The following is a 26,308-nucleotide window of genomic DNA, read 5'->3' on the forward strand; positions in this document are numbered from 1 at the left end:
GCCCGGAATGTGGTTTGATCTACCGTCTTAGTACGCGATTAGGCCTTTTCATCTTCCATTATTTTGAGCTCTTTTGCCGTAGTTGAGATGCCGAGGTCATGCAGTATGCTGAACAATGCAGGTACCACCAGTAGAACAAGGAGTGTGGTGGTCAGCAGGCCGAACACGATACTGGTAGCGAGTGGCACCAGCACTTGTGCCTGCATGCTTTTTTCCAATAACAAGGGGATGAGCCCGGCTATGGTCGTTACGGATGTCAGTAATACGGCTCTGAAGCGGTCCCTACTGGCCATTTTCGCTGCTTCCACGATGTGGTAGCCCTCTCTGACCCTGAGCTTGAGGAATTCGACCAGCAGGATCGAGTCGTTCACAACGATGCCGGCCAGTGATGTGAAGCCGATGACGCCGGGCATGGTTAGGCTAAGCCCCATCAACAGGTGCCCCCAGATCACGCCGATCAGCGCCAGCGGGATGATAGACATGACTATGAGCGGTTCCACATAGCTACGAAACTGGAAGCTGAGTAGTATAAAGATCCCCACTAGACCGATGCTAAAGCCGCGCAGCATTGAGCTACCGGTCTTGGCACTCTCTTTTGACTCTCCTTCAATGGCTACCTCAATAGCGGGGTAGCGGGAGCGCAGATCAGGAATAAAGTTGGCAAGGGTGTGATTGATCACTTCGCGGGCATTGGCGATGCGAGTATCGAGGTCCCCTTGTATCGTAACTGTGCGTACCCCATCGACTCGCTGAATGCGGGAGAAACCGCGCGCCTCCTGTATGTGGGCGACGGTATTTAACGGGACCTGATCACCTGAGGTCGTGGTAATACGAAATGCCTCAAGGTCGGTTCGCGTAGTACGGTCAGCAGCGGCGAGGCGGATGTCGATTTCATAGGCCTCTGGTCCTACCTGAATCTCACTGGCGATGGTGCCATAAAAAGCGGCACGCAGCTGAGAGGCGATCGTAGTGGCATCCAATCCCAGTGATAAAGCACCCTCTTTCAGGCGTAAACGGAGTTCTGGTTTTCCGGGGCGCAGGTTGTCAGACAGGTCAAAGGCTCCGCGATAACGGCTAAGCCAGGTCTGCAGCTCAAGTGAAGCCTGCTTGAGTTGATTAAGATTGGGGCCGGTGAGGCGCAACTCCAATGGGATGCCGCCTGGGCCAATGGTCGGTTCTTTAAAATTGAGGGCGATCAGGTCTGGTATCTCTCCAACTTTTTCACGCCATAGATTGATGAAGTCATCGAGGTGACCATTTCGTGCTTCTGCGGTTAACAGATCGACCGTCACGGTAGCCAGATGAGGGCCTGTTTCATTGGCATCCAGATTGGTGTTAAAACGCACCTGGATGTTGCGTACCAGGCGATTATTGTCAGGCTGCATGGGGGAGAAGTGGTCGTCCACCTCTTTGATAGCCTGAGTTATCTTTTCAACAACCGTTTCTGTGCGTAACAGGGGTGTGCCCTGTGGGAGCAGGATGCGTGCTTCAATGATGTCCCCTTCAATATCTGGAAAGGACTGGAATTTAAGCTTTCCACCGACCAGCATGCCGACGCTGAGCAAAAATAGCGCGATGACTAGGCCAATGAACCAGTAGCGTTGATGGATGGCCCAATCCACGAGATGCCCCACGGTGTTGTCACGGAAATGGATCAGTCTGCTGTCAAAGGCCTGACGAAATCGACTCGGTTCCTGTTCGTGATGCTTGAGCGAGTGGGCCAGATGATGGGGAAGAATCAGGAAGGCCTCAATAAGACTGACCGCCAAGACCAGCAATAAAACCATCGGAATAAACTGCAGCACCTTGCCCATATTGCCTGATAAGAAGGCCAGTGGGCCAAACACGGAGACGGTAGTCAGAAAAGATGAGATGACGCCGGGTGATACTTGGCTGGTGCCGTCAATGGCGGCCTGCATCGCCCCCTTTCCTTTACGCAGTTGGGTGGCGATGTTTTCAGAAATGACGATGGCATCATCCATCAGCAATCCGATGGCGATCAGTAGGGCCACCATGGTGATCATGTTGATAGTGAGGCCAAGGATGCTCATAAAGAACAGGCCGCCCAGAAATGATATGGGGAGTCCCATGGCAACCCAGAAGGCGAAGCGCCCCTGAAAGAAGAGCCACATCACTAGAAAGACCAGAATCAATCCTTGCCCGCCATTTTTTAGCAGCAGACTTAGACGGTCTTTAACAATTGATGAGCGATCCTGGGTGATATGAAATGCCACTCCCTTAGGGGCCGAGGGACGCAGATCCGAGTCGATGAAACGGGAGACAGCATCCATCACTTTGAGGGTGTCCTGTTGCTTGGTTTTGATCACTTGTAGCAGTGCGGCACGCTCGCCATTGAAGAGGATTTTTTCTTCATCAAGTTGGAAGCGATCCTGGATCGTTGCGATATCACCCAAGCGGATCTCTGCACCTGAGTTAGCGCTTACTACGATTAGATCGGCTAATTCTGAGGGGGTTCTTCGCAGATCAGTGAAGCGTATCAGCATGTCGCGATCAGCCGTGTCGAGGGAGCCGGCAGGAAGGTCAATGCCCTGACGCTTCACGCTGTTGGCGACATCGGACATGCTGATCCCGTACTGGCGCAACGCCTGGGCCGGTACCTCAATGCGCAGTTGGTGATCGGAAAAGCCGTTTATTTCGACTTGTGAGACTTGTGGTAAGCGCTGTAATCGATCTTTACTCTGTTCAGCATAGGCCTTGAGATCCTTGACAGACATGGGGCCAGTGATGGCGATTGCCACCACGTTGGCTGTGCGTCCCAGCTCTTTTATGACCGGTAGCTCAGTCTCATCAGGAAAGGTATTGATGGCATCGACTTCACTCTTGATGTCATCCATAAAGCGGGCCATGTCGCCGCCTTCCACCATTTCAACGACTGAAATACTGACCCCCTCGCGGGCCTCACAGCTCATCTCTGCCACATCACTGACGCCATCGATGGCATCTTCCAGGCGCTGGCAAATCGCCTCTTCCACATCTTCGGCGCTGGCACCCGGGTAGGCCACGGTGATCTGCAGCTGTTGAGCCGCAAAGTCAGGGAAGGTCTCTCGCTGTAGTCCTGGGAGGGCTGTAAGGCCCAATACGGCAAGAAATAACATCAGCAGATTGCCGGCTGTGGGGTGTCTGGCAAAAAAGGCGATCATAGTGATGGCCTTCCACTGGCGACAGTTACCAGCCGTTCCTGGCTGGTCGTATCCTTAACCGGTTTGAGTAACATCCCCTCAACGGCAGGGATCAGGTCAGAGACAATTACCTGTTCACCACTCTTAAGGCCGTTTTGGATGGTGGCGTATTCCGCTTGCAAAAGGGAGGGCTGTACCTCTCTGATCTCCAGGCGCTGCTCGTTATTGACCACGTAGATGTGATTTTCATGCAGGGCTGAGCGGGGTATCACCAGACGCTGCGGTTGCGGTGTGCCGGATATAACCACCTGCACGAAAAGACCCTTTACCAGTGGCGGGCGTTTGCCTGGTATGACATTGGCATAGGGTTTATCCACTTCCACAATGACGCCAACAGTACGTGTCTTGGGGTCCAAGGTATCACTCAAACGGGCAAAGCGCGCTTCCCAGGTGGCCGCCACCCCGTTCTCCTTTAAGGTTGCCTCAGCCGTTAGGCCTATTGCTTGCCTCGCTTCAGCAGGATCAAGGTTCAGGATATCGATGGTTCGGGTTGAGGTGAGCAGGTTGCTCATCTGATTCATGGGAATCTGAACCTCTATCTCGGCTTTGTCCAGATCGTCGGCGATGGCCAGAACACCCCCCTCCCGGACGTATTGATCCTGCTCAGCATTGATCTCTGCAATCCGGCTGGTAAAGGGAAGTCGGATTTCAGTGTGAGCCAGATTTCTCTGTGCAGTGGCCAGCGTGGCGTTGTGGCGTGCCAGCTGGGCCTCTAGCAGGGCCTTCTGGCTGGGAAACAGGTTTAATGTGTTGACCTGGGTCTGTACGCTCTGTTGTTGGCTTAGAAGTGATCGTTCCTGGCTCTCCAGGTCGGACCGGCTGATGCCGCCCTTGCCGACGAGTGCTCTTTTACGCTCAAGCTCTTTCTGATTGAGCCCCAGTGCGGCCTGCTCAATCTTGAGTGAGGCCTGGGTGTTGGTGGCTTTAGCTTGCAGCTCATCGAGCTGTGCCGTCGTTGCTTGAATATCGGCCTCGGTCTGTGCAATGGCCAGCTCATAGTCGGCCGGGTCTATTTTTAGTATCAGTGTCCCCGCTTCGAGAATGGCGCCTTTTTGCAGCTGCGGATGCTTGTGCACGATCTTGCCCTTGATCTGGGCAACGGCCTCCCAGCTGCGGCTGGGCCTTACCGTGCCATGGCCTTTCGCTTTGGGTATGACGGTCAGCAAGGGTACATCAATAACCCTTACCAGAGCTGCCGGCTCCTGTTTCTCTTCCTGTACGGGTGGAAGGCTGTTTTTTTTCAGCATCATCAGGGCGGCAACGCCGACAACGATAGGTAACAGGATGACCCATTTTCGGGTGGCGGTCATGAGCAGGGACTCCGGAAGAGAAAATTAGTGTTGTGATAGGTCAACTCTGACGACACTCAGCCAGAGAGGTTCCAGTGAGACTGGAATTGATTCTAGGCGATCAGGTTATATGCATGCGATGCGAAAAATCAAAAACAATTTAGTATTGACTAATGTGACGGGAAGGGCAGCTGATAGTTTATGTGATTTGTCACAAACATGGCGCTATGGTTGCGAATAATTTTCATTACTGAAAAGTTCGTACAAATGGATGAAGTTTACGCTATAAATTGGGTTGACCTTGCAGGTGGTTTAGGCCGTAGAGTCAGAAAAAACTATTACTGAACTGATTAGCCATAAAGGGAGTTTTATGGATGAAGTGCTGACAATCGGACAGCTCGCCCAGCGAGCTGGAATTGGGGTATCAACCATCCGCTTTTATGAACAGAAGGGGTTGATCGAAGGGCCACCGAGAAATAAATCAGGCTATCGGCTCTATCCACCCAAGATGGTTGAGAAGGTGCGCTTTATAAAAAACTGTCGTGATCTTGGCTTCTCTCTGCGCACCGTGGCAGATCTTTTAAAGCTCTGTTATATCGAGGCGAATGCGATCGATTGTGCCAGCGTTCAGGCCCGTATCAGAAAGCAGCATCAAGCGATCACCGAGCAGTATGAGGTGTTGAATCGGCAGCGGGAGAAGCTTGAGCAATTGCTTACAGCCTGCCCTCAGGAGGGTGGTGATCAGGCGTGTGACTTTATCCAGGTCCTGCTGGATTAGTTGCACCTGATACCGCCATTGGAGCAATAACTCCGGGTGATGCAGTCCTCCACCTGGGTCAGGATACGTCAGGGTGACGTTTGAAATGGAAACAGAGGCCGCTTTTGTAATTCATCCCACTTGGAATCGGCTGTTTCTAGCCAGCAGAAATAATCTTGGCATTTCTCTTCTGCTGATTATTCTCTGTGGTCTGCTTTATTACCTCCTTGGTCTGTTGAGTCCATATTACAGGATAGATGCTTTAGCTGTACCGCTCGTTTGGCTTCCTTCCGGGCTGGCGCTGGTGGTTGTATTGCTGGCGGGCTATCGGTTCGCTTTGGTCGCGCTTCTGGGTATGGCGTTGTTGGCGATCCAGCAAGGGCTACCGCAGTCTATGGTGCTGGGTGTTGTTATTGGCGCAACACTTCAAGCTTTTCTGCCAGCCCTGCTGTTAAGGATGTTTGGGTTTAACCCCAGGCTGGAGAGGATTCGTGATGTCATGCTCTTTGTTGGTATGGGAGGGCTGTTCGGTCCTTTTTTGGCTGCATCAGCCGGTGTTGTTGGCCTCTCTAACAGTCTGCCTGGTGGGGGGGCTCTCCTGCAGATTTGGTTGGTTTGGTGGTTGGCGAATAGCCTTGGCTGCCTGATTATTACGGGTTTTTTATTGGTTTGGGTGACCACTGGCCAGGAGATTATCCCCGCCAAAAATAGGCTCTCCCTATTTGTCCTGCTGTGTGGCGCCACTGCGGCCACGCTGTTGGGTTTTATTGATACCACAACCGGCCAATCCAGTATCGTGCTCTTCGCAGTCATTCCCTTGACTGTTTTTGCAGCCCTCTACTGTGGGCGTCAGGGTGTTACAGTGCTGGCGATGGGGGCGCTGGTAGCCGTGATGATACTCATGACTAGTGCACCGCCGCACCTTCAGGAGGCGTCGGTGCTAGTCAACATGACCTTCAATCTGGGTCTGATTTGGATGGCGTCATTTACCGGTTTGGTTGTGGCTGCTGCCTATTCTGAGCAAGGGGCTGGTGATCGATATGCCTATTTGGCACAGCATGATGGCCTGACCCGTCTGATCAACAGGAGCACTTTTGAGCAGCGGCTGGAGCAGGCTATTCAACACGCAAAACGAGAAGGACGGCCACAGGTACACGCCCTGATGTTTATCGATCTAGATGATTTTAAGTTGATTAACGATCAGTTCGGACATGCGACCGGTGATCTGGTGTTGCGAAGTTTGTCTGATCTGTTGCTCTCTCACGTACGTAGCCGGGATACGGTTGCCCGTCTTGGCGGTGATGAGTTTGTGGTCCTGCTGGAGAACTGTTCCGCTGATTGCTCACGATTAATGGCTGAGCGCATAGCTACAGCCATTCGGGGTATGCTGATTCCGGTGGAAAACGGCAATTGCCAGATTACGGCCAGTATTGGTGTTACGCCTATTGGCGACAATACCGGTACACTGGCGTCAGTGCTTTCCGCTGCGGATGCGGCGCATTACCAGGCCAAAGATGAAGGCAAGAATCAGGTGCACTATCGCTATGTCGAGCGTGTAACTGATGAGTGTTGATCCATCAGGATTCTTCCATTGGCTCCGTGAATGAACACTCTTTCTGCGGGCAGACCTTTTCGGTTCCCTTACGTTTGGTTGTCTTAATGGTGAGTACCGGCCAGCCACAACTTGGACAGGGCTCTGCAATAGGTTCATTCCAGGTGGCATAATCACACTCGGGGTAGGTCGAGCAGGAGTAGAATATCTTGCCCCGCCGGGATTTGCGTTTCATGAGGGTGCCTTTGGCACACTTGGGGCACTCGACGCCAGTGTCTTCCGGCTTTTCCAATGGCTCAATATGTCGGCAGGTAGGGTAGTTGGTGCAGCCGATGAATTTGCCGTATTTGCCCCGCTTGATCACCAGGTCTGAGTTGCATTCAGGGCATTTTCTTCCCTCTACAATCTCCGGTGCTTCCTGCTCTTTTTTGTCGCCATTGAGATCACGGGTGTAGTCACACTCCGGGTAGTTTGTGCAACCTATAAAGCGGCCATGCCGCCCCAGCCGAATAGAGAGTGGCTTGCCGCAGGTGGGGCAGGCCTCATCCAGGGCTTCGTGAGTCACGTCGCTGCGTTTGACATTTTCCTCGGTGTGGTCGATACGCTCCTTAAAGGGAGACCAGAACTGGCGTAACAGCGGAATCCAATCCTCCTCTCCCCGTGAGATGGCATCCAGTTCATCTTCCAGCTTGGCGGTGAAGTCATAGTCCACATACCGGGTGAAATATTGGGTTAGGAACTTGTTAACGACCCGACCTACATCTGTCGGATAGAAGCGCTTCTTCTCTAGCTGTACGTATTCCCGATCCTGCAGCGTGGAGATAATGGAGGCATAGGTGGAGGGCCTGCCAATGCCATGCTCTTCCAGCGCCTTAACCAGGCTTGCCTCGCTGTAGCGGGGTGGTGGCTCGGTGAAGTGCTGCTCGGGGCGGATCTTGCTCAGTGTGATCTGCTCGCCCTCTTTCAGCGGTGGCAGCAGTTTTTCATCACCGTCATCCTTCTTGGCATCGTCCACGCTCTCCATATAGACCGCCATAAACCCGGGGTTGGCGATGGTGGAGCCGTTTGCCCGGAAGGTGTTGCCTTCCCCGCAGGAGAGATCGGCCGCCACGGTGTCGATTGTGGCGTGAATCATCTGGCAGGCAACGGTACGTTTCCAGATCAATTCATAGAGCCGATGCTGGTCTTTGGTCAGGTGGGCCTTGAGCTCATTGGGTAGGCGCAAAATGGAGGTGGTACGAATCGCTTCGTGCGCTTCCTGTGCATTCTTTGCCTTGGTCTTGTACAGGCGAGGTTCTTTCGGCAGTTGATCGGCCCCATAAGTCTCACTGATGAAGCCCCTCAGCTCTTGGATGGCATCTTCTGACAGGTTTACCGAGTCGGTACGCATATAGGTAATCAGACCAGTGGCGCCACTGCCGGTGTCGATTCCTTCATACAGTTGTTGCGCTGTACGCATGGTTCTTTGGGCAGTAAAGCCCAACTTGCGCGAGGCTTCCTGCTGTAGAGTGGAGGTGGTAAACGGCGCGGCAGGGTTACGCTTGCGCTGTTTCTTCTGGACTTTAACAACGGTCAGTGCACCCTTTGCAGCATTGATCAGTAACTGTTCTGCTTCGTTGGCAGAATCGCCGTTATTGATATCAAATTGCTCGAGTTTATTGCCTTTGTACTGGGTCAGCTTGGCACTAAACGATTGTTCCTGCTTGAGTAGATCTGCTTCGATGGTCCAGTACTCGCGGGCCACAAAGGCTTCGATCTCCTCTTCGCGTTCTACAATCATACGCAAGGCAGGGCTCTGAACCCGGCCGGCGGAAAGGCCGCGCCGAATCTTCTTCCAGAGTAGTGGTGAGAGATTGAATCCGACCAGATAATCGAGCGCCCGGCGTGCTTGCTGGGCATTGACCAGATCCATTGACAGGTCGCGTGGTTTGGTCACGGCTTCCTGCAATGCCTTTTGGGTTATTTCGTTAAAAACAACACGCTGAACTTGTTTATCTTTCAGAAGCTTGCGGTTTTTAAGTAATTCATAGAGGTGCCAGGAGATGGCCTCTCCTTCGCGATCCGGATCCGTTGCCAGAATCAGGGTGTCAGACTTTTTCAGGGCCTTTGCGATGGCCTGCACATGCCGGTCATTACGTTCAATCACCTGGTATTTCATGCTGAAGTTGTTGGCCGGATCGACGGCCCCCTCTTTGGGGACCAGATCTCTCACATGACCATAGGAGGCCAGGACTTCATATTCGGAGCCCAGGTATTTTTTGATTGTCTTACACTTGGCAGGTGATTCTACAATAACCAGCTTCATCGGATTTGTTCAGTAAGTTGTCAGCAAAATTATCAGCACGGACAGCATAAAATCTGTCTGGTTCGCACTATGATCTATCGATATGTATTTGTTCTGATTACCCCGTTTTCGGGTATCAGTGCAGATAGGCAGGGATGTCGTTGTACACTAACTCTTCCATCTGTGCAAAAGCGGTTTCCTGTCCTGGCTGGTTAATCAGCACCATTAATACGACCCATTTGAGCTCTTCAACGCCAATGGTCTGGGCGCCGAGCGCAATAGCGCGATCGATCACCAGCTCCCGGCCTGCAGGATTGAGGATGCTGTTCTGTTCCAGGAACATGAGCAACCCTCGAGAGTCCGTGTCGATGCGGCGCTTCTCCTCTTCCGTGTAAATTCGGGTCGACCCCTGCGGGCTCTGAGGAAAAGAATCCGGCATTTGGCGAAGGGTCAGTTCATCCATCCACTGGAAGGCCTTATTGACCTCTTGCTCAGGGAATCCGGCCTGAATCAACTCGTCATGTATTTGGCTTTGGTCCGAAATAGGATCCTGATCGTTGTCCATGTAGTTCTCATAGAGGTATATGAGGATGTCGACGACGTTTTCGTTCATGCTGCGTCCTTCATTGGCTTTGCCAATAAATGTCGGTAAAAACCGAGAAAATCTACAAACTATAGCGATTCTGTACTCATCTTATCGGTACGACAGTAGCGTCCGCCGGGCGCAGCTGAGACAAAACCTTCAAGCTCAAGTAGCAGAAGCATGGAGGAAACCGCGTCCGCGGTCAATCCGCTGCGCTGAATGAGCTGATCAATAGGCGTGGGGTCATAGTCAAGCGCCGTCATTAATTGTTGATAGTCACTGTCCCACTGACGGGGTGATGGATCGGGCTGCGGAATAGGTTGGGAGGATTGGTAGGCTGTTCCAAGTAACGGGGTGAGCTCTTCGAGTATGTCGCCGGCGGTCTCTACCAGTTTGGCGCCTTGTCGGATTAAGGCATGACAACCTCGCGCCAGGGGATTGTGTATGGATCCGGGTATGGCGAAAACCTCGCGTCCTTGTTCGGTCGCCAGTCTGGCGGTGATGAGCGAGCCGCTCTTTTGTGCTGCTTCCACCACCAGTGTGCCCAGACTGAGGCCGCTAATGATACGGTTGCGTCGGGGAAAGTTCGCGGGAATGGGGGGTGTGCCAGGGGGTAATTCAGAGATCAATGCCCCCTGTTCAGCAATCCGATGGGCCAGTTCACGGTGTTTTGCAGGATAGACACGATCGAGGCCCGTTCCCGTGACGGCCAGAGTAGGGCCCTTGGTCTCAAGGGCTCCCTGATGGGCCGCACCATCAATGCCGTCGGCCAGTCCGCTGGTGATGGCGAGACCCGCTGAAGCCAGGAAGTGGGCGAAATCGGTGGCAGTCTGACGGCCGCTGGCGGATGGGTTTCTGGAGCCTACAATAGCTATCTGAGGGAGATTGAGGGTGGCCGGGTCGCCCTGAATGAAAAGCAGCGGCGGTGCATCGTCGATCTCTCTCAAAAGAGTGGGGTAACGGTCGTCATGCAGCGTGATCAGGTGGCGGTTGTCGCCTTCAAGCCAGTGAAGATCGTTGTCTACTGGCGCCCAAATCGGATTTCGCAGGTAGTCGACACTCTCCTGCCTGAGCCCCTTGTGGGCGGGGTGCTGGGCAGCAAAAAGTGGTTTTGGGTCACCCCCTGTGAGGCCCAGCAGTCGATTTATCGTGCGACTGCCGAGCCCGGGTGCGCGGTTGAGGGCCAGCCAATAGCGTTGGTTGGTATCTGGTTCTTGGCAGGTCTCGTCCGTGATCTGCTGAGTGGTGATTACACTCTTCTCCTGATTTTGCATCTGCCGTATCTGGCCCTCGCTTGGTCTGTGTTACGGATTGTGTACTCGGTCCAGTACATGAATGGCGCGCGTAGCGTCCATTACCAGCCCAAAACTGACTTTGTCAAAGGTGCGGAATACCATCAGGGTGCCGGCAGGCTCATCGGGCAGTGTGACCTTTTCGGTTGGGTTCTTGGAGACGATGTCCCGAATGGATTCTCCGCGATGATCAATGGTAAGTACGCTGCCTGGCTCCAGCCCGTCACGGGTGCCTCGGTCCAGCACCACGACGTTATACTGCCCAATCTGTGAGACACCATTCAACACTGAGATGATGCTTCCAGTGACTTCCCGGCTGGGTGCGGCGGGATAGAAGGTGTTGAGTGGGGTGTCTTCTGCAACGGGGAGTAACCGGTCTCCCTTGACGGTCTCCAGTTCCATGCCAGACAGTAACAGTGTGGCGGGGTCCCCCGTCCTCAATAGTTCGCTGCTGCTGATGTAGAGTGCTTCGTAGCCCAGTACCTCGCCCGTTTCCGCATCCTTATAGGCATCGCCAGGTCGAACTACATCAAACTTTGTGTTGTCAGAATTTTCAATGGCCCTGACGTAAGCTTTGATGTCGTTACTGCCGAGGATATGTTCATCGGCGAAGGCGACGACATAGGGTGCATTATCCATATCGTTCTGTTCCAGCACATAGGGTCGGGTCAGAAACTGGTGGATGGCATCAATCGGAATGGCCGGTATGGCACCGCTCAGCTGGGTTGAACGCACTTGAGGCGACAGTTTTACCAGTGAACCCCGTTCCAGACCGAGCCGCGGCTGACCGTTCACATAGGTCATTGTGATAATATCGCCCGGGAAGATCAGGTGCGGATTGGCAATTTGCGGGTTAACATGCCACACATCTGGCCAGCGCCAGGGATCTCTGAGGAATCGACCGGAGATGTCCCAGAGGGTATCTCCCTTGACCACAACATAACGATCGGGGTGGTTTGGGTTGACAGCGACTGTATCGGCAGCCAGTGCTCCCCATGAGATGAGCAGGCCGAATACTAGGCAGGCGAGCTTGTTGCTAGACGTAAACATGGCGATCCCTTTGCGTTGACTGTTTGTTCCGGGTAACCAGGAAATGGGCCAGATTGGTGGTCCAGAATCCTGTATCATCATAATGTTAGCGAATTATTTTAGCTTTGTACTATAGATTGACGGAAAACCCAATGGCAATTCTGAACATACTTCATTTTCCTGACCCCAGATTGCGTAATAAAGCACAGGTTGTGAAATCTTTTGATGAAGATTTACGAAAACTGGCTACGGATATGCTGGAAACCATGTATCAGGCCCCCGGTATCGGTTTGGCCTCCACCCAAGTCAACGATCCGCGCCGTATCGTGGTGATTGATGTCTCCGAGTCCCATGATGATCCACTCTGTCTGGTGAATCCAGAAATCCTTGAAAAACACGGGGAACACAAGATGGAGGAGGGGTGCCTCTCTGTTCCGGGTGTCTACGAGCCGGTTGTGCGGGCGACGGATATCAAGGTGCGCGCGCAGAATCTGGAGGGAGAAACGATAGAGTTTGAGGCCGATGATCTGTTGGCAGTCTGTATTCAGCATGAACTGGATCATCTGGACGGCAAGCTCTTTATCGATAATCTTTCCAACCTGAAACGGCAGCGCATTCGCAAAAAACTGGAAAAAGAGGAGAGGCAGACACAGCAGGAACCGGTCGGCCAGGTGCTCTAGTCCCCCTTGTTGGGTGGTATGAAGAGAAATTGTTTTGCCGTGAGTCGTTTGGTTGTCGTCGGTTGTGAGAATAATAATGAATGATGTGCTGAAGATTGTTTTTGCCGGAACCCCGGATTTTTCTGTGCCACCCCTGCGTGAGCTGATCGCGTCCCCGCATAAGGTGGTGGCAGTTTATACTCAGCCCGATCGTCCGGCGGGGAGAGGTCGTAAACTCACCGCAAGTCCCGTTAAGCAGTTGGCACTGGCCCATGATATCCCGGTCTATCAGCCGGCCAATTTCAGGCTGGAGGAGGATCTTGCGGCCTTGGAGTCGCTGCAGGCCGATCTGATGGTCGTGGTGGCCTATGGCCTCATTCTGCCGATTCGAGTCTTATCATCGCCTCGCCTCGGTTGTATCAATATTCACGCCTCGCTCCTACCGCGCTGGCGCGGCGCGGCCCCAATACAGCGAGCCGTTCTGGCGGGTGACAAGACCACTGGCGTCACAATTATGGAGATGGAGGCGGGCCTGGATACGGGGCCCATGCTGTTGAAGCGGGAAATAGCGATTGGTGCTACCGAAACAGGTGGTGCGTTGCATGACAGGTTGTCGGAGTTAGGTGCGGAGGCGCTTATGGCAGCGCTTCCAGGGATAGTCGACGGCACGCTGAAGGCCGAGCCACAGGATGATCGCTTGGCCAATTATGCCAGCAAGCTGGATAAAGCGGAGTCAGCGATCAACTGGCAAGAACCTGCCGTCACTCTAGATCGTCAGGTGCGTGCCTTTAATCCCTGGCCAGTTGCACAAACACTGATGGATGGTCAGGTACTGCGCATCTGGGAGAGTGAGGCATTGACGGGCGAATCGGATCTGGCCGTGGGGACGATCACGGCCTGTAATCGCAATGGCATTGATGTGGTAACGGGTCAGGGACTGTTGCGAATTAAGTCACTGCAACTGCCGGGTAAGCGGGCGATGAGTGCAGCCGACTTCCTGAATGCACATAATCCTACCGGGGTGGTCCTTGGCTAACCGTGTCGATAGCATCTTATGGGTATAAGTCCAGCAACGAACAGCAATCCACGGGTTGTGGCCGCTAAGCTACTGCGTCAGTTGGCCAATGGACGCTCTATTTCAGATCTGTTGGAGCAGGGGCTGGATGATGTCTCTCAGCGAGATCGAGGGTTGGTTAAAGAGTTCTGTTTTGGCGTGGCGCGTTGGCGACCCAGGTTGGAAGCGATAGCCAATCAGTTGATGAGCAAGCCGATAAAGCCAAAGGAGGGCGAGGTGCAGGCCCTGATATTGCTGGGTATCTATCAACTGGCCTATATGCGTGTGGCGCCGCATGCGGCGGTGGCTGAGACGGTGGAAGCCGCCAGATTATTGGATAAGCGCTGGGCGGTTGGGCTGATCAATGCCCTGCTACGCCGGTTTCAGCGTGAGCAGGAGCAGCTGCTAATAGCAGCAGATCGCTATCCTCAGAGTCGCTACGCGATGCCGGACTGGCTATTGAAGCGAATGCGTGCCGACTGGCCAGATCATTGGGAAGCCATTTTATGTGCAACAAACCAGCATCCGCCCATGACACTACGGGTCAATCTGGCGATGACGGCCCGGGAAGATTATCTCGCGCTACTGGAGAAATCGGGCATCGGTGCTGTGGCTCATTCGATTGTCCCTTCTGCGGTGCTCCTTGAGCAGCCAGTGGATGTGGATCAGCTACCGGGCTTTTCGGAGGGTGCCGTCTCTGTTCAGGATGCCGGGGCCCAGTTGGCCGCACCACTTTTGAATTGTGAAGAGGGTATGCGGGTGCTGGACGCCTGTGCGGCTCCCGGTGGCAAGAGCGGCCATATTCTTGAATCTGCCGCGGACATTCAGTTGACCGCCATGGACCTGGATGAGCGTAGGTTGGTCCGAGTGCAGGAGAATCTTCAGCGGCTGGGTCAGATGGCTGAAGTGGTACAAGGTGATGCGGCGGATCCAAAAGGGGAGTGGGCCTCAAGGCAGTATGATCGTATTTTGCTGGATGTGCCCTGTTCCGCAACCGGCGTGATACGCCGTCATCCGGATATCAAGTTATTACGGCGCCCGGAAGATATTTCCAAACTGGCCAAGAGTCAGGCGCAGATCCTGGAGGCCATCTGGCCAATGCTGAAACCGGGCGGTCAACTGCTCTATGCAACCTGCTCCCTGCTGGCCGATGAAAATGAAAACCGGGTGAGCCACTTTCTGCAGCGTCAGGCTGATGCCCGTGAGCATCCTATAGAGGCTGTCTGGGGGCATCCTCGTAGCGTTGGGCGCCAGACGCTTCCTGGTGAAGCGTCGATGGATGGATTCTATTATGCCTGTCTGGAGAGAGTTTAAGGGTTGATGAGATTGATCCAAGGTGACATGGGACATCGGTACGCCAGGCTTGGATGGGCTTTGGGGTTGCTGTTTGCTGCATTGTTTTATTGTCGAGCGGTTCAGGCGGATGAGTTTCTGATAGAAGGCCTTGAGGCGCGTGCGGTTGAAGGTATCTATCTCATGGACGCCTCAATCGACTATCGGTTTACCGATGAGGCACTTGAGGCGCTTGAGAGCGGCGTGCCGCTGACGCTGGAAGTTCATATACAGCTTCGCCGAGAGGGCGCCTGGATCTGGGAGTCAGATCTTGTTGACGCCCGCCTGCGTTTTCAGATTCTCTATCAGGCGCTCCATGGCTTGTACCAAGTGACGGATCTGCTGAGCGGCACGAAACAACACTATGCCACACGCAAAGCGGCACTAACGGCTTTGGGGCGTATCCGGGATGTGCAGCTGACCCAGGTGGAACGTCTGGAAAAGGGTGAACAGTATCGGCTCTCATTGCGCTCCCGGCTCGATATTGAGGCGCTTCCCTTGCCATTGCGCCCAATGGCCTACCTGAGTCCTGCTTGGAATCTATCCAGTGAGTGGAGCGTATGGCGTCTGCAACCCTAAAACGGCTTACTAGCGGCGCTCTGCCGGTCATTACACTGCTGCTGATAGTTTTGGTTTCGCTCCATCTGATGAGTGGGGCGTTGCAGAACACCGAAGAGCTGAGTCGGTTGTTTATTCCGCTCTTGGTCACCAGTGTGCTGGGTCTGTTTGCCATGGTGATCGTTGTTGGAGTGAACATCGTCCAGATGGTCAGTCGCTACAGGCGGCAGGCATCCGGTTCCCGTTTGGCACTTAGGCTGGTGGTGGTTTTCGTGGCGCTCTCTCTGGCGCCGGTGTCGGTTGTCTATTACTACTCGCAACAGTTTCTTCTACAGGGTATCGATAGCTGGTTTGATGTGCATATCGATCAGTCGATGGATGATGCCCTGAGGCTGGGCCAGGCCTCTTTGGACCTACATAAGCTAGAGCGCCTCAAGGTTACCCAACTGCTGTTGGATGAGTTGTCCGGATCATCCGTCGCCGGCCTGAGCTTGAGTCTTGAAGAGCTGCGCGAGCAGTTTGGCGCCAGTGAACTGGTGCTGTTGGATCTTGGCGGTAAGATCATCACTAGCGTCAATGCCGATCCCAGTATCCTGGTCACCAGTAAGCCGGATGGGGCGATTTTGCAGCAGCTGAGATCAGGAGAAGATTATGTTGGCCTGGAGCCTGCCCCCAATCTGGACGGGCAGTTGGAGGTTCGGGTCGCGGTAGCTGATGGTATCCATGCCCGCCTTTTGCTGGCACGCTACCCGGTGACCCGGTCAATCGCTGATCTGACCACAAAGGTAGAGGCAAGCTATAGCCGCTATAAGGAACTGGCGTTTCTACGGAAGAGCCTGAAAAACACCTTTACCCTCTCGCTGGCCATGGTGCTGCTATTTAGTTTGTTGGCTGCAATCTGGGCGGCATTTTTCACGGCCCGACGTCTGGTTAAACCAGTGGCCGGTATTGCGGAAGGAACACGGGCCGTCGCTGAGGGCAACTATGGTATGCAGCTGCCTGTGCCCAAATCGCGGGATGAATTAGGGTTTTTGGTGGAGTCTTTTAACTCCATGTCGCGGCGCATTGAAAAATCCCGCGATGAAACCGCTCGTACTCAACGTCAGGTGGAGGCGCAGCGAACTTATCTCGAAACCGTATTGGGTCGTCTCTCCTCAGGGGTGATCTCTTTGGATGCTTCTGGTCGCTTGCAAACGGCTAATCAGGCGGCAGGAGATATTCTCAAGGTGGATGTGGCCCTGTTATTGGGTCAGGATGCTGATGGCTTGTCGAAAGTATCGCCGCGGCTTCGGCAGTTTATTGAGGCCGTGCGAGACGCCGTTGAACAAGAGCGGCGTGACTGGCGGGGTCAGATTACATTGATTGGCGGTGAGGGGCGTCAGGTTCTGCTCTGTAGAGGTACGCCACTGGCCCAGCCAGACGACGAATCGATGGGATATGGCCTGGTATTTGACGATATTACCAACCTGCTTAAGGCCCAGCGTGATGCCGCTTGGGGCGAGGTGGCACGCAGACTGGCCCATGAGATCAAGAATCCGCTGACCCCTATTCAGTTGTCGGCTGAGCGGTTGCGGCACAAATATCTCAAGACGATGCAGGGGAAAGATGCTGATGTCCTGGATCGGGCGACGCATACCATCGTATCGCAGGTAGAGGCGATGAAGGAGATGGTTAACGCCTTCTCTGAATACGCCCGTCCTTCGCAGATAAATCCACAGCCATTGCATCTGGATGATCTGGTGAGTGAGGTTCTGGATCTTTATCGAAGTGCCGGGTTGACGACAGGCCTGGATGTGCGTCTGGATGCGGGTGAAACACGGGTTGAGGCGGATCCGGTCAGGCTTCGTCAGGTGGTGCATAATCTCATAAAAAACGCCCAAGAAGCCGTAAACGTGGAAAAAAATCCCAGAATAATCGTCTCAACAGAGGTAAAAGTGGATAATGACTGTCAGTATGTCGAACTGAATGTCATTGATAACGGCCCCGGTTTTGATCAACAAATACTGGCGCACCTGTTTGAGCCCTATGTCACTACAAAGGCGAAGGGTACGGGGCTTGGATTAGCCGTGGTAAAGAAGATTGCTGAAGAGCACGGTGGAAATGTCTGGGCGGAAAATCTCCCGGAAAGCGGGGCGAGGCTGATCTTGCGGTTGCCGACGATTCATACCGATAACAAATATACAGACTGCTCTCAGATACCCGAGCCGACAGCAAGGAGTAATGCCGAATGAGTGCACCCCATATATTGGTGGTGGATGATGAGCCAGATATTCGTACGCTGGTCAAAGAGATCCTGGAAGACGAAGATTATGATGTGGCCATGGCCGAGGATGGCTTGTCAGCACGCAAGGCGTTGCGTGACAGGCGTCCCGATCTGGTGCTACTGGATATATGGATGCCCGATGTAGATGGCATCTCGCTACTTAAAGAATGGTCGGAGGGCGATGGTCTGCCTTGTCCGGTGATCATGATGTCGGGTCACGGTACGGTCGAGACGGCCGTTGAGGCTACCCGGCTCGGTGCCTATGACTTTCTTGAGAAACCGCTTTCACTGGCTAAGCTGCTGCTAACGGTAGAACGGGCGTTGGAGGTGGATAAGCTCCAGCAGGAAAATATCGGTCTGCGCCGTCATACCCAGCATGTCGTGGAACCTACCGGCAAGAGTCCGGTGATTCAGCGACTGCGCGAGCAAGTGAAACGAATCGCTCAACATGATAGCTGGGTACTGATTACCGGTGAGCCGGGGGTAGGCAGAGAGACCTTTGCGCGCTATCTCCATTCGCAGAGCGTGCGTCGGGAACGGCCTTTTGTTGATGTCGGCGTCACTGCGATGGCCAAGGGCAATTCGGCTCGTGAGCTGTTTGGCAGTGAAGAGGGCGGGAAGATTCATTACGGCTCACTGGAGCAGGCCCGTGGCGGCACACTGTTCCTGGATGAAGTGGCTGACATGGATATTGAGGCGCAGTCCCAGCTGCTTGGCGCCCTTGATGGGGGCTCTTTTTTGCGTGTCGGAGGTTCAGAACCCGTGCATATTGACGTGCGCATCATAGCGGCTACCCAGCGCAATCTTGAAGATGAGGTGCAGGCTGGCCATTTCCGTGAGGATCTGTTTTATCACCTCAATGTGGTGCCACTGCATATTCCGCCCTTGCGGGAGCATCGGGAGGATGTGCCAGAGCTCTTAAGTTATTACGTGGACAGTTATGTGGCACATGAGAAACTGCCTTATCGGCGGTTTGATGTTCGGGCTCAGAATTATCTCAGAAACCACAGTTGGCATGGCAATATCCGTGAACTGAAAAACCTGGTGCAACGGCTGCTGATTCTTGGGGCAGGGGATGATATTACTCAGGATGAGGTGGAGGTCGCGCTGGGCAGTGTCGGGCTGGCACTAGAGAGTGGTGCACGTTTCCCTGTCTCTTTTGACCAACCGCTACGGCAGGCGAGGGAGGCGTTTGAAAAGGCCTACCTGGAGTACCAGTTGGAGAAGCATGCGGGAAATGTCAGTCAGATTGCAGCAGAATCGGGGATGGAACGTACCCATCTTTACCGCAAATTAAAATCGCTGGGCATTGATGTAAAGGACAAACGGTAGTAAGTTCGCCGATTTGTGCCGGGCAGCATTTTTCCTGGGTGCGGCTGAAGATCGAATCAACCGGAAAGTGGCAGAACATAAAAAATGAAAATCATCATCTTAGGTGCCGGACAGGTTGGGACATCAGTGGCTAACAATCTGGCCTCCGAAGCGAACGATATTACGGTGGTCGATCAGGATGCTGACCTGTTGAGGGACCTTCAGGACCGCCTGGATCTGGGTACGGTTCAGGGCCATGCCGCTCACCCCGAGGTGCTGATGCGGGCCGGTGCAGAAGACGCCGATATGATTCTGGCCGTTACCAACAGCGATGAGACCAACATGGTGGCCTGTCAGGTGGCCTACAGTCTGTTTCGCACGCCGACTAAGATTGCTCGTGTTCGCGCCCTCGGTTTTACCAAATATCCCCAACTGTTTTCCCCGGAGGCAATGCCGATTGATGTATTGATCAGCCCGGAGCAGCTGGTGACCGACTACATCATGCGGTTGATCGAAAATCCAGGGGCACTACAGGTGTTGGATTTTGCCGGTGGCCGGGTTCGATTGGTAGCTGTCCGCGCATACTATGGCGGGCCACTGGTCGGCAATGAGTTGCGTACCTTATACGAGCATATGCCCAATATTGAAGCCAGGGTAGCGGCCGTTTACAGGCAGGGGCGTGCCATTCAGCCGGAAGGAGATACCATCATTGAGGCCGATGATGAAGTGTTCTTTATTGCGGCCAAAGAGAATATTCGGGCTGTCATGAGTGAGCTGCGTCGGCTGGACAAACCCTTCAAGCGACTGATTTTTGCAGGGGGTGGCAATATCGGCATGCGATTGGCCCATGCCCTGGAGCGTGATTATCAGGTTAAGTTGATTGAACGCGATCGTGACCGGGCGCAGAAAGTCTCTGAAGAGCTTCCCAAGACCATCGTACTGCATGGTGATGTCGCCGACGAAGACTTGCTGATGGAGGAGAATATTGAGGGCACGGATGTTTTCTGTGCTGTCACTAACGATGATGAGGCGAATATTCTTTCTGCCATGCTGGCGAAGCGGCTGGGTGCGCGTAAGGTGATGGCGCTGATTAACCGAGCAGCCTATGTCGACATGGTACAGAGTGGGCCCATTGATATTGCCATCTCTCCTCAACAGGCCACTATCGGCAGCCTGCTGACCCATGTGCGCCGTGGCGACGTGGTGATGGTGCATTCGCTGCGACGTGGTGCAGCAGAGGCGATTGAGGCGGTTGCACACGGGGACCCGAGTTCATCCAAGGTTGTGGGCCGTGCTATCGAGGATATCAAGCTCCCTAAAGGGACCAATATTGGTGCGGTGGTTCGAGGTGATGAGGTGTTGATTGCCCACCACGATACGGTGATTGAATCAGAGGATCACGTCATTCTGTTTCTGGTGGATAAGCGACAGATCCCCGATGTGGAGCGCCTGTTCCAGGTCGGCATCACATTCTTATAAGAGGCGACTAACGATGCCGGTGATGAAATGTTCATCCACTGAGCTGAGGTAGCTGGGCAATATGCAATTCAGTGCCATACAACGCATTCTTGGTATTCTGCTGATGGTGTTCAGCGTTACCATGCTGCCACCCTTGCTCGTCTCTATCTGGTATGACGATGGGGCCTACTCCGCGTTCCTGATTGCCTTCATTATCATCCTGATGGTGGGGGCGGTCTCCTGGATCATGGTGTCAGATCAGCGGCGAGAACTGCGCTTGCGGGATGGATTCATGGTCGTGGTGATGTTCTGGACCGTGCTGGGGATCAGTGGTTCGCTTCCCTTCACCCTCGCAGTCGATCCACACATGTCGCTAACAGACGCCGTGTTTGAGTCAATCTCAGGGCTAACAACAACGGGCTCTACGGTAATCATGGGGCTCGATGAATTGCCACCGTCTATTCTCTTCTATCGCCAGCAGCTGCAGTGGCTGGGTGGCATGGGTATCATTGTTTTGGCTGTTGCGGTATTACCGATGCTCGGCATCGGCGGTATGCAGTTGTATCGTGCTGAAACCCCTGGCCCGATGAAAGACTCCAAACTGACCCCGCGAATTACCGAGACAGCAAAAGCGCTCTGGTATATTTATCTGGGGCTAACAATCGCCTGCACACTGGCCTACTGGGCGGCTGGGATGTCACTGTTTGATGCCATTGGGCATGCCTTCTCGACCATCGCCATCGGTGGTTTCTCAACCCACGATGCCAGTATCGGCTTTTTTGACAGTACCCTGATCGAGATGATCGCGGTGGTATTTCTGCTGCTTTCGGGTGTTAACTTTGCCCTGCACTTTATCGCTATCAGCCGACGTAATCCGAAGGTGTATCTCGTCGACAGCGAGTTTCGTTTTTATCTGGCGGTACTCTTGTTTGTGGCGATTGTTGTAACCGTTGTGCTCTACACAACGGGTACATACAGTGATCTGGGTGAGGCCTTTACTAAGGGTCTTTTCCAGGCGGTGTCGATAGGAACCACCGCTGGTTTTACCACAGCGGATTACTCACTGTGGCCTGGGTTTGTTGCCATTGTGTTGCTTTTCACCAGCTTTATTGGCGGCTGTGCCGGCTCGACGGGTGGTGGCATCAAGGTGATACGGTTTCTGCTACTGATTAAGCAGGGGCTGCGAGAGATCACCCGGCTGATCCATCCCAGTGCCCAGATTCCAATCCGGGTCGGGCAAAAGACCATTACGCCCCGTGTCGTTGAGGCGGTCTGGGGGTTTTTCGCCCTCTACGTGGCCAGCTTTACCTTTATGTACCTAGCCCTTGCGCTGACGGGCCTGGATCTGATGACTTCATTTTCAGCCGTGGCAGCGTCTATCAATAATCTGGGGCCGGGGCTTGCCTCAGTAGGCACAAATTATGCGGGCTTGAATGATCCGGCAAAATGGATACTCTGTTTTGCTATGTTGTTAGGTCGATTAGAGATTTTCACCCTGCTGGTGTTGCTGACACCAGCCTATTGGCGAAAGTAGTAACCTTCATGTCTGAGCCCTCTCTGAGTATGGATAAACCAGCCCTTATTAGGGCACTGCAGCGAGTGCTGCCTGAACGCTTGATTATCCACGAGGACGAGGCGCTACGCCCTTACGAGTGCGATGGTCTTTCCGCATATCGGCAGGTGCCCTTGTTGGTTGTGTTGCCTGAGAACAGTGAACAGGTACAACAAGTGATGCAGTGCTGCCATCAGCGGGGTGTGCCGGTTGTCGCCAGGGGGGCGGCGACAGGGTTGTCGGGTGGCGCGCTGCCGTTAGCCGATGGCGTGTTGATGAGTCTGGCGAAGCTCAACAAAATTCTGGATATCGATCCGCTTAATCGTACGGCTCGGGTACAGCCGGGTGTACGCAATCTAGCGATTTCTCAAGCAGTAGAGGCACAAGGTCTCTACTATGCGCCGGATCCCTCATCGCAGATCGCCTGCACCATTGGCGGCAATGTGGCAGAGAACTCGGGTGGGGTGCACTGTCTTAAGTACGGACTGACTGTGCACAACGTGCTGGAATTGAAGGTGGTCACGGCCTCCGGAGAGTTGGTGGTCTTTGGGGCCGCTGCACTGGATGCACCAGGGTATGACCTGCTGGCCTTGATGATTGGCTCAGAGGGGATGCTGGGCATTGTGGTCGAGGTGTTGGTGAAACTGCTGCCTACCCCACAGCGTGCCCAGGTCTTGCTGGCAGCCTTTGATGATGTGAGCAAGGCGGCGAATGCAGTAGGCGATGTGATTGCGGCGGGCGTGATTCCGGCCGGCCTGGAGATGATGGATGGCATGGCCATCCGCGCTGCAGAGGATTTTGTTCATGCCGGCTATCCGGTCGATGCTGAGGCGATGCTGCTCTGTGAACTGGATGGGGCCAATGATGAAGTCTCGGCCCAGTTAGCCAAGGTACGGCAACAGTTGCTGGATTCTGGTGCAACCGAAGTGCGTACAGCCAAAAATGAGGAGGAGCGGGCGCTATTCTGGAAGGGCCGGAAGTCAGCCTTTCCTGCGGTGGGACGCATTTCACCCGACTATTACTGCATGGATGGCACGGTGCCTCGCAAACGACTGGCGGAAGTTTTGCTCGAGACCAGCCGTTTATCGGAACACTTTCAACTGCCTGTCGCCAATGTGTTTCATGCCGGCGATGGTAATCTTCATCCTCTCATCCTCTACGATGCAAATAAGCCAGGTGAGCTAAAGCGGGCGGAAGATCTGGGTGCGGCGATCCTGGAGCTCTGCGTCAAAGTGGGTGGTACGATCACCGGCGAACATGGGGTAGGACATGAGAAGATCCACCAGATGTGTGTGCAGTTCAGTGCGGCGGAACTGACCCAGTTTCATGCGGTGAAGCACGCTTTTGATCCTCTGGGGCTCTTAAATCCCGGCAAGGCAATTCCCCAGCCGAGGCGCTGTTCTGAGTACAAATCGCTTGGATCAGAAACCCTAACGCCACCCAGTGCGCGGGGAGTCTAAGGTGGGCGTGTCGATTGCAAACCACGATAGCTCTGCCGCACTGGTGCAGACGATAGCGGAGGCGGCTGAAAAAGGTCGGGCTCTGCAAATGACAGGATCTGGCAGCAAGGCCTTTTATGGGCGGCAGGCAACGGGTGACCCGATTGAAGTCTCACCACACTGCGGGGTAATCAATTACGAACCGCGTGAGCTGGTGATAAAGGTCCGCGCCGGTACGCCGATGTCCCAACTGGAGGCGCTCCTCGCATCAGAGGGACAGATGCTCCCCTTCGAGCCTCCCCACTTTGGACCCAATGCCACGCTGGGCGGAACGATAGCCAGTGGCCTGTCAGGGCCCCGTCGCCCCTATGCAGGTTCTGCCAGGGATTTCGTACTGGGTACCACCCTCATCAATGGTCTCGGCCAGCGTCTGCGTTTTGGTGGCGAGGTGATGAAGAATGTGGCGGGCTATGATCTCTCACGCCTGATGGTGGGCGCGATGGGAACGCTGGGTCTGTTATTAGATGTCAGCATGAAGGTACTGCCTTTGCCTGAGATCGAGTGCACCCTGGTGCAGGAACTCAGTGAGGCAAAAGCAATTCTTCTGATGAATCAACTCGCCGGTATGGCGTTACCTCTGTCGGCTGCCAGTTATGATGGACTCAAGCTGTATCTTCGACTGTCGGGTTCTGAACCTGGTGTGACGGCAGCCCGTAGTCAACTGGGCGGTGATTTGTTGGAGGAGGATAACGCGTTCTGGCAAAAAATACGGGAGCACCAACACAGCTTCTTCAATACAGATAAACCGCTCTGGCGGCTTTCGATAGCACCAGCCGCTCCCCCCTTGGCGCTTCCGGGTAAACAGCTGATCGATTGGGGTGGCGCGCAGCGCTGGCTGATCTCGGATCAAATTCCGGCAGCAACGGTTCAGCAGGCCGCCGAGGCACAGGGTGGGCATGCGCAGTTGTTTAGAGGCGGTGATCGTTTAGGCGTGGTGAACCAACCGTTATCTGCAGACTTGATGCTGATCCATCAACAGTTGAAGCAGGCTTTTGATCCCAAGGGCATTCTCAATCCAGGCCGACTCTACCCGGAATTCTAATGCAAACAACCTTGCTGCAATCCTTTTTGAATACCCATGAAGGTCAGGAGGCCGATGCGATCCTGCGCAGTTGTGTGCACTGCGGATTCTGTACCGCCACTTGCCCCACTTATCAGCTGCTGGGTGATGAGCTGGATAGTCCACGAGGTCGTATCTACCTGATTAAACAGGTTCTGGAAGGCCAGCCTGTTACACACAGGACCCAGTACCATCTCGATCGCTGTTTGACCTGTCGCTCTTGTGAGACCACCTGCCCTTCGGGGGTAAATTATTCACGGTTATTGGATATTGGCAGGGTAGTAGTAGAGCGGCAAGTAAAGCGTAAGCCCTTGGCCGGAGTAGTACGCTGGGGTTTGCGGCAGGTGTTGCCCTACCCGCGTCGTTTTGGCCCGTTGCTGCGTTTGGCTAGATTGGTTAAGCCGTTGTTGCCTGCGCAGATGAAACAGAAAATACCGCCGGCAGAAGTGGCTCAAACAAGGCCCGTGACAGGTCATTCACGCATACTGTTGGTATTGGAGGGGTGCGCCCAATCTGTTGCAACACCCAATACCAATACGGCTGCCGCTAGGGTCCTGGATCGACTCGGTATCTCTCTGATTTCGCCAGAGGCACAGGGCTGCTGTGGCGCAGTGAGTCAACATCTATCAGCCGAATCGGAAGCTGCAGGTTTCATGCGACGTAATATTGATGCTTGGTGGCCCCATATAGAGTCAGGCGCAGAGGCAATTTTAGTGACGGCCAGCGGTTGTGGCACTCAAGTAAAAGAGTACGGACATCTGTTGCAGCACGATCCGGCGTATGCAGAGAAGGCCGCTAGGGTGTCGGCGATGGCCAAAGACCTGTGTGAGGTGTTGGAGGGCGAACCGCTGGAGACGCTGAAACCCTCTAAGTCCGGAAAGCGGATAGCCTATCACTCCCCTTGCTCTCTGCAGCATGGGCAGCAACTGGCCGGACGTGTTGAGGCTGTTTTGGGTCGGTTGGGATTTGATCTGACGCCTGTGGCGGACAGCCATCTCTGCTGTGGTTCAGCGGGAACCTATTCGATTCTGCAGCCGGAGCTTTCCAAACAGTTGCTGAAGAACAAACTGGCAGCACTTGAGAAAGATGATCCGGACCAGATTGTTACCGCCAATGTTGGTTGCCAGTTGCATCTCGGGAGTTGCGCTGCTCGCCCGGTCAGGCATTGGATCGAGTTGGTTGATGAGGCTTTGAGCAAGTTGGATGGTTAGTGGGCAGCCATTTTTTTCACCGCTTCAAACAGGTCGTGTAGTTTTTTAGCGGTAACGGGCTTCGGTTCAAAACGATAGAGTGATGAGTCGATAAGGTGCCCGTTTGTACGGCCGCTGCAGATGACGATCTGAATATCGGGATTGATACTTCTTAAATCACTGATCAAGTCCGTTCCGCAGCCATCAGGCAGATTGTAATCCAGTAGCGCCAGATCAATGGTCTGCCGTTCACAAGCGGCCCGGGCGGCCCCGCAACAGTCCGTTGCGGTGACCTGATAACCCAGATCCTCAAACTCCCAGGTCAACATCTGCCGTAGTGAGTGATTATCCTCGACTATCAGCAGATGTCTGGGATGGTTACTCAT

At 54.1% G+C, this 26,308-nt stretch carries 20 protein-coding genes; 13 read left to right on the forward strand and 7 right to left on the reverse strand.

Going from position 1 to position 26,308, the window contains the following annotated elements; translation table 11 throughout:
* Window positions 1-38 precede the first annotated feature (38 nt).
* Window positions 39-3,161: an efflux RND transporter permease subunit gene (locus FHP88_RS05890; RefSeq protein ID WP_144358083.1), complete on the reverse strand. Its 3,123-nt coding sequence runs from the start codon at window positions 3,159-3,161 to the stop codon at window positions 39-41.
* Window positions 3,158-4,510 (reverse strand): efflux RND transporter periplasmic adaptor subunit, encoded by a 1,353-nt coding sequence (locus tag FHP88_RS05895; protein ID WP_144358084.1) that lies wholly within the window; start codon window positions 4,508-4,510, stop codon window positions 3,158-3,160. Before FHP88_RS05895 ends, FHP88_RS05890 begins: the two co-directional genes overlap by 4 nt.
* A 349-nt stretch (window positions 4,511-4,859) precedes the next feature.
* Here FHP88_RS05895 and FHP88_RS05900 point away from each other — a divergent pair, with 349 nt between their 5' ends.
* Both FHP88_RS05900 and FHP88_RS05905 read left to right on the forward strand, forming a co-directional pair.
* Window positions 4,860-5,267, forward strand: coding sequence for a MerR family transcriptional regulator (locus FHP88_RS05900; protein ID WP_144358085.1), 408 nt, complete (start codon window positions 4,860-4,862; stop codon window positions 5,265-5,267).
* 73 nt (window positions 5,268-5,340) lie between these two features.
* Window positions 5,341-6,819 carry a diguanylate cyclase domain-containing protein gene (locus FHP88_RS05905; protein ID WP_144358086.1) on the forward strand — a complete coding sequence of 493 codons (1,479 nt, stop codon included), beginning with the start codon at window positions 5,341-5,343 and terminating at the stop codon, window positions 6,817-6,819.
* Window positions 6,820-6,823: 4 nt separating this feature from the next.
* On the opposite strand, the gene topA is transcribed toward FHP88_RS05905, so the two are convergent.
* From topA to FHP88_RS05925, 4 genes are all read right to left on the reverse strand, one after another.
* Window positions 6,824-9,103, reverse strand: coding sequence for a type I DNA topoisomerase (topA, locus tag FHP88_RS05910; RefSeq protein ID WP_144358087.1), 2,280 nt, complete (start codon window positions 9,101-9,103; stop codon window positions 6,824-6,826).
* Between the two features lie 115 nt (window positions 9,104-9,218).
* Window positions 9,219-9,695, reverse strand: a complete 477-nt coding sequence (locus tag FHP88_RS05915; protein ID WP_144358088.1) for a DUF494 family protein — start codon at window positions 9,693-9,695, stop codon at window positions 9,219-9,221.
* A gap of 59 nt (window positions 9,696-9,754) precedes the next feature.
* A complete protein-coding gene (gene dprA, locus FHP88_RS05920; RefSeq protein WP_144358089.1) occupies window positions 9,755-10,939 on the reverse strand; it encodes a DNA-processing protein DprA in 1,185 nt (394 codons plus the stop codon).
* A gap of 30 nt (window positions 10,940-10,969) precedes the next feature.
* Window positions 10,970-12,007, reverse strand: coding sequence for a LysM peptidoglycan-binding domain-containing protein (locus tag FHP88_RS05925; RefSeq protein ID WP_144358090.1), 1,038 nt, complete (start codon window positions 12,005-12,007; stop codon window positions 10,970-10,972).
* A 131-nt stretch (window positions 12,008-12,138) separates the two neighbouring features.
* On the opposite strand from FHP88_RS05925, the gene def reads away from it, so the two are divergent.
* From def to glcF, 11 genes are all read left to right on the forward strand, one after another.
* A complete protein-coding gene (def, locus tag FHP88_RS05930; RefSeq protein WP_144358091.1) occupies window positions 12,139-12,666 on the forward strand; it encodes a peptide deformylase in 528 nt (175 codons plus the stop codon).
* A gap of 76 nt (window positions 12,667-12,742) precedes the next feature.
* Complete coding sequence (gene fmt, locus FHP88_RS05935; RefSeq protein WP_144358092.1) at window positions 12,743-13,681, forward strand: methionyl-tRNA formyltransferase; 939 nt, start codon at window positions 12,743-12,745, stop codon at window positions 13,679-13,681.
* Window positions 13,682-13,699: 18 nt separating this feature from the next.
* On the forward strand, window positions 13,700-15,013 hold the full coding sequence (gene rsmB / locus FHP88_RS05940; protein WP_144358093.1) for a 16S rRNA (cytosine(967)-C(5))-methyltransferase RsmB: 1,314 nt from the start codon (window positions 13,700-13,702) through the stop codon (window positions 15,011-15,013).
* Between the two features lie 6 nt (window positions 15,014-15,019).
* The gene (locus FHP88_RS05945) at window positions 15,020-15,610 is read left to right on the forward strand and encodes a DUF4390 domain-containing protein (RefSeq protein ID WP_260843177.1); all 591 of its coding nucleotides are present in this window, start codon (window positions 15,020-15,022) and stop codon (window positions 15,608-15,610) included.
* Window positions 15,592-17,820 carry a sensor histidine kinase gene (locus tag FHP88_RS05950; protein WP_144358094.1) on the forward strand — a complete coding sequence of 743 codons (2,229 nt, stop codon included), beginning with the start codon at window positions 15,592-15,594 and terminating at the stop codon, window positions 17,818-17,820. The genes FHP88_RS05945 and FHP88_RS05950 overlap by 19 nt, the downstream gene beginning before the upstream one ends.
* Complete coding sequence (locus FHP88_RS05955) at window positions 17,817-19,184, forward strand: sigma-54-dependent transcriptional regulator (RefSeq protein ID WP_144358095.1); 1,368 nt, start codon at window positions 17,817-17,819, stop codon at window positions 19,182-19,184. Before FHP88_RS05950 ends, FHP88_RS05955 begins: the two co-directional genes overlap by 4 nt.
* A gap of 84 nt (window positions 19,185-19,268) precedes the next feature.
* Window positions 19,269-20,642, forward strand: a complete 1,374-nt coding sequence (gene trkA / locus FHP88_RS05960) for a Trk system potassium transporter TrkA (protein ID WP_144358096.1) — start codon at window positions 19,269-19,271, stop codon at window positions 20,640-20,642.
* 61 nt (window positions 20,643-20,703) lie between these two features.
* On the forward strand, window positions 20,704-22,155 hold the full coding sequence (locus FHP88_RS05965) for a TrkH family potassium uptake protein (protein WP_144358097.1): 1,452 nt from the start codon (window positions 20,704-20,706) through the stop codon (window positions 22,153-22,155).
* An 8-nt stretch (window positions 22,156-22,163) separates the two neighbouring features.
* The gene (locus FHP88_RS05970; RefSeq protein WP_144358098.1) at window positions 22,164-23,633 is read left to right on the forward strand and encodes an FAD-linked oxidase C-terminal domain-containing protein; all 1,470 of its coding nucleotides are present in this window, start codon (window positions 22,164-22,166) and stop codon (window positions 23,631-23,633) included.
* A gap of 7 nt (window positions 23,634-23,640) precedes the next feature.
* Window positions 23,641-24,714: a glycolate oxidase subunit GlcE gene (gene glcE / locus FHP88_RS05975; protein ID WP_313957284.1), complete on the forward strand. Its 1,074-nt coding sequence runs from the start codon at window positions 23,641-23,643 to the stop codon at window positions 24,712-24,714.
* Window positions 24,714-25,943, forward strand: a complete 1,230-nt coding sequence (glcF, locus tag FHP88_RS05980) for a glycolate oxidase subunit GlcF (protein WP_144358099.1) — start codon at window positions 24,714-24,716, stop codon at window positions 25,941-25,943. Before glcE ends, glcF begins: the two co-directional genes overlap by 1 nt.
* Here the strand turns inward: glcF and FHP88_RS05985 are convergent.
* Complete coding sequence (locus FHP88_RS05985) at window positions 25,940-26,308, reverse strand: response regulator (RefSeq protein ID WP_144358100.1); 369 nt, start codon at window positions 26,306-26,308, stop codon at window positions 25,940-25,942. The two genes, glcF and FHP88_RS05985, sit on opposite strands and share 4 nt — an antisense overlap.

It is taken from the genome of Sedimenticola selenatireducens (assembly GCF_007625115.1).
GTDB classification, from domain to species: domain Bacteria; phylum Pseudomonadota; class Gammaproteobacteria; order Chromatiales; family Chromatiaceae; genus Sedimenticola; species Sedimenticola selenatireducens_A.

What these genes read in the sequence shown, in the direction of transcription:
- FHP88_RS05955 (WP_144358095.1), top strand. Translation starts at nt 17,817, where the DNA reads ATGAGTGCACCCCATATATTGGTGGTGGATGATGAGCCAGATATTCGT.
- trkA (WP_144358096.1), top strand. Translation starts at nt 19,269, where the DNA reads ATGAAAATCATCATCTTAGGTGCCGGACAGGTTGGGACATCAGTGGCT.
- FHP88_RS05945 (WP_260843177.1), top strand. Translation starts at nt 15,020, where the DNA reads ATGAGATTGATCCAAGGTGACATGGGACATCGGTACGCCAGGCTTGGA.
- FHP88_RS05985 (WP_144358100.1), bottom strand. Translation starts at nt 26,308, where the DNA reads ATGAGTAACCATCCCAGACATCTGCTGATAGTCGAGGATAATCACTCA.
- glcF (WP_144358099.1), top strand. Translation starts at nt 24,714, where the DNA reads ATGCAAACAACCTTGCTGCAATCCTTTTTGAATACCCATGAAGGTCAG.
- rsmB (WP_144358093.1), top strand. Translation starts at nt 13,700, where the DNA reads ATGGGTATAAGTCCAGCAACGAACAGCAATCCACGGGTTGTGGCCGCT.
- dprA (WP_144358089.1), bottom strand. Translation starts at nt 10,939, where the DNA reads ATGCAAAATCAGGAGAAGAGTGTAATCACCACTCAGCAGATCACGGAC.
- FHP88_RS05895 (WP_144358084.1), bottom strand. Translation starts at nt 4,510, where the DNA reads ATGACCGCCACCCGAAAATGGGTCATCCTGTTACCTATCGTTGTCGGC.
- FHP88_RS05915 (WP_144358088.1), bottom strand. Translation starts at nt 9,695, where the DNA reads ATGAACGAAAACGTCGTCGACATCCTCATATACCTCTATGAGAACTAC.
- def (WP_144358091.1), top strand. Translation starts at nt 12,139, where the DNA reads ATGGCAATTCTGAACATACTTCATTTTCCTGACCCCAGATTGCGTAAT.
- FHP88_RS05950 (WP_144358094.1), top strand. Translation starts at nt 15,592, where the DNA reads ATGGCGTCTGCAACCCTAAAACGGCTTACTAGCGGCGCTCTGCCGGTC.
- FHP88_RS05890 (WP_144358083.1), bottom strand. Translation starts at nt 3,161, where the DNA reads ATGATCGCCTTTTTTGCCAGACACCCCACAGCCGGCAATCTGCTGATG.
- FHP88_RS05970 (WP_144358098.1), top strand. Translation starts at nt 22,164, where the DNA reads ATGTCTGAGCCCTCTCTGAGTATGGATAAACCAGCCCTTATTAGGGCA.
- FHP88_RS05925 (WP_144358090.1), bottom strand. Translation starts at nt 12,007, where the DNA reads ATGTTTACGTCTAGCAACAAGCTCGCCTGCCTAGTATTCGGCCTGCTC.
- topA (WP_144358087.1), bottom strand. Translation starts at nt 9,103, where the DNA reads ATGAAGCTGGTTATTGTAGAATCACCTGCCAAGTGTAAGACAATCAAA.
- FHP88_RS05900 (WP_144358085.1), top strand. Translation starts at nt 4,860, where the DNA reads ATGGATGAAGTGCTGACAATCGGACAGCTCGCCCAGCGAGCTGGAATT.
- fmt (WP_144358092.1), top strand. Translation starts at nt 12,743, where the DNA reads ATGAATGATGTGCTGAAGATTGTTTTTGCCGGAACCCCGGATTTTTCT.
- FHP88_RS05965 (WP_144358097.1), top strand. Translation starts at nt 20,704, where the DNA reads ATGCAATTCAGTGCCATACAACGCATTCTTGGTATTCTGCTGATGGTG.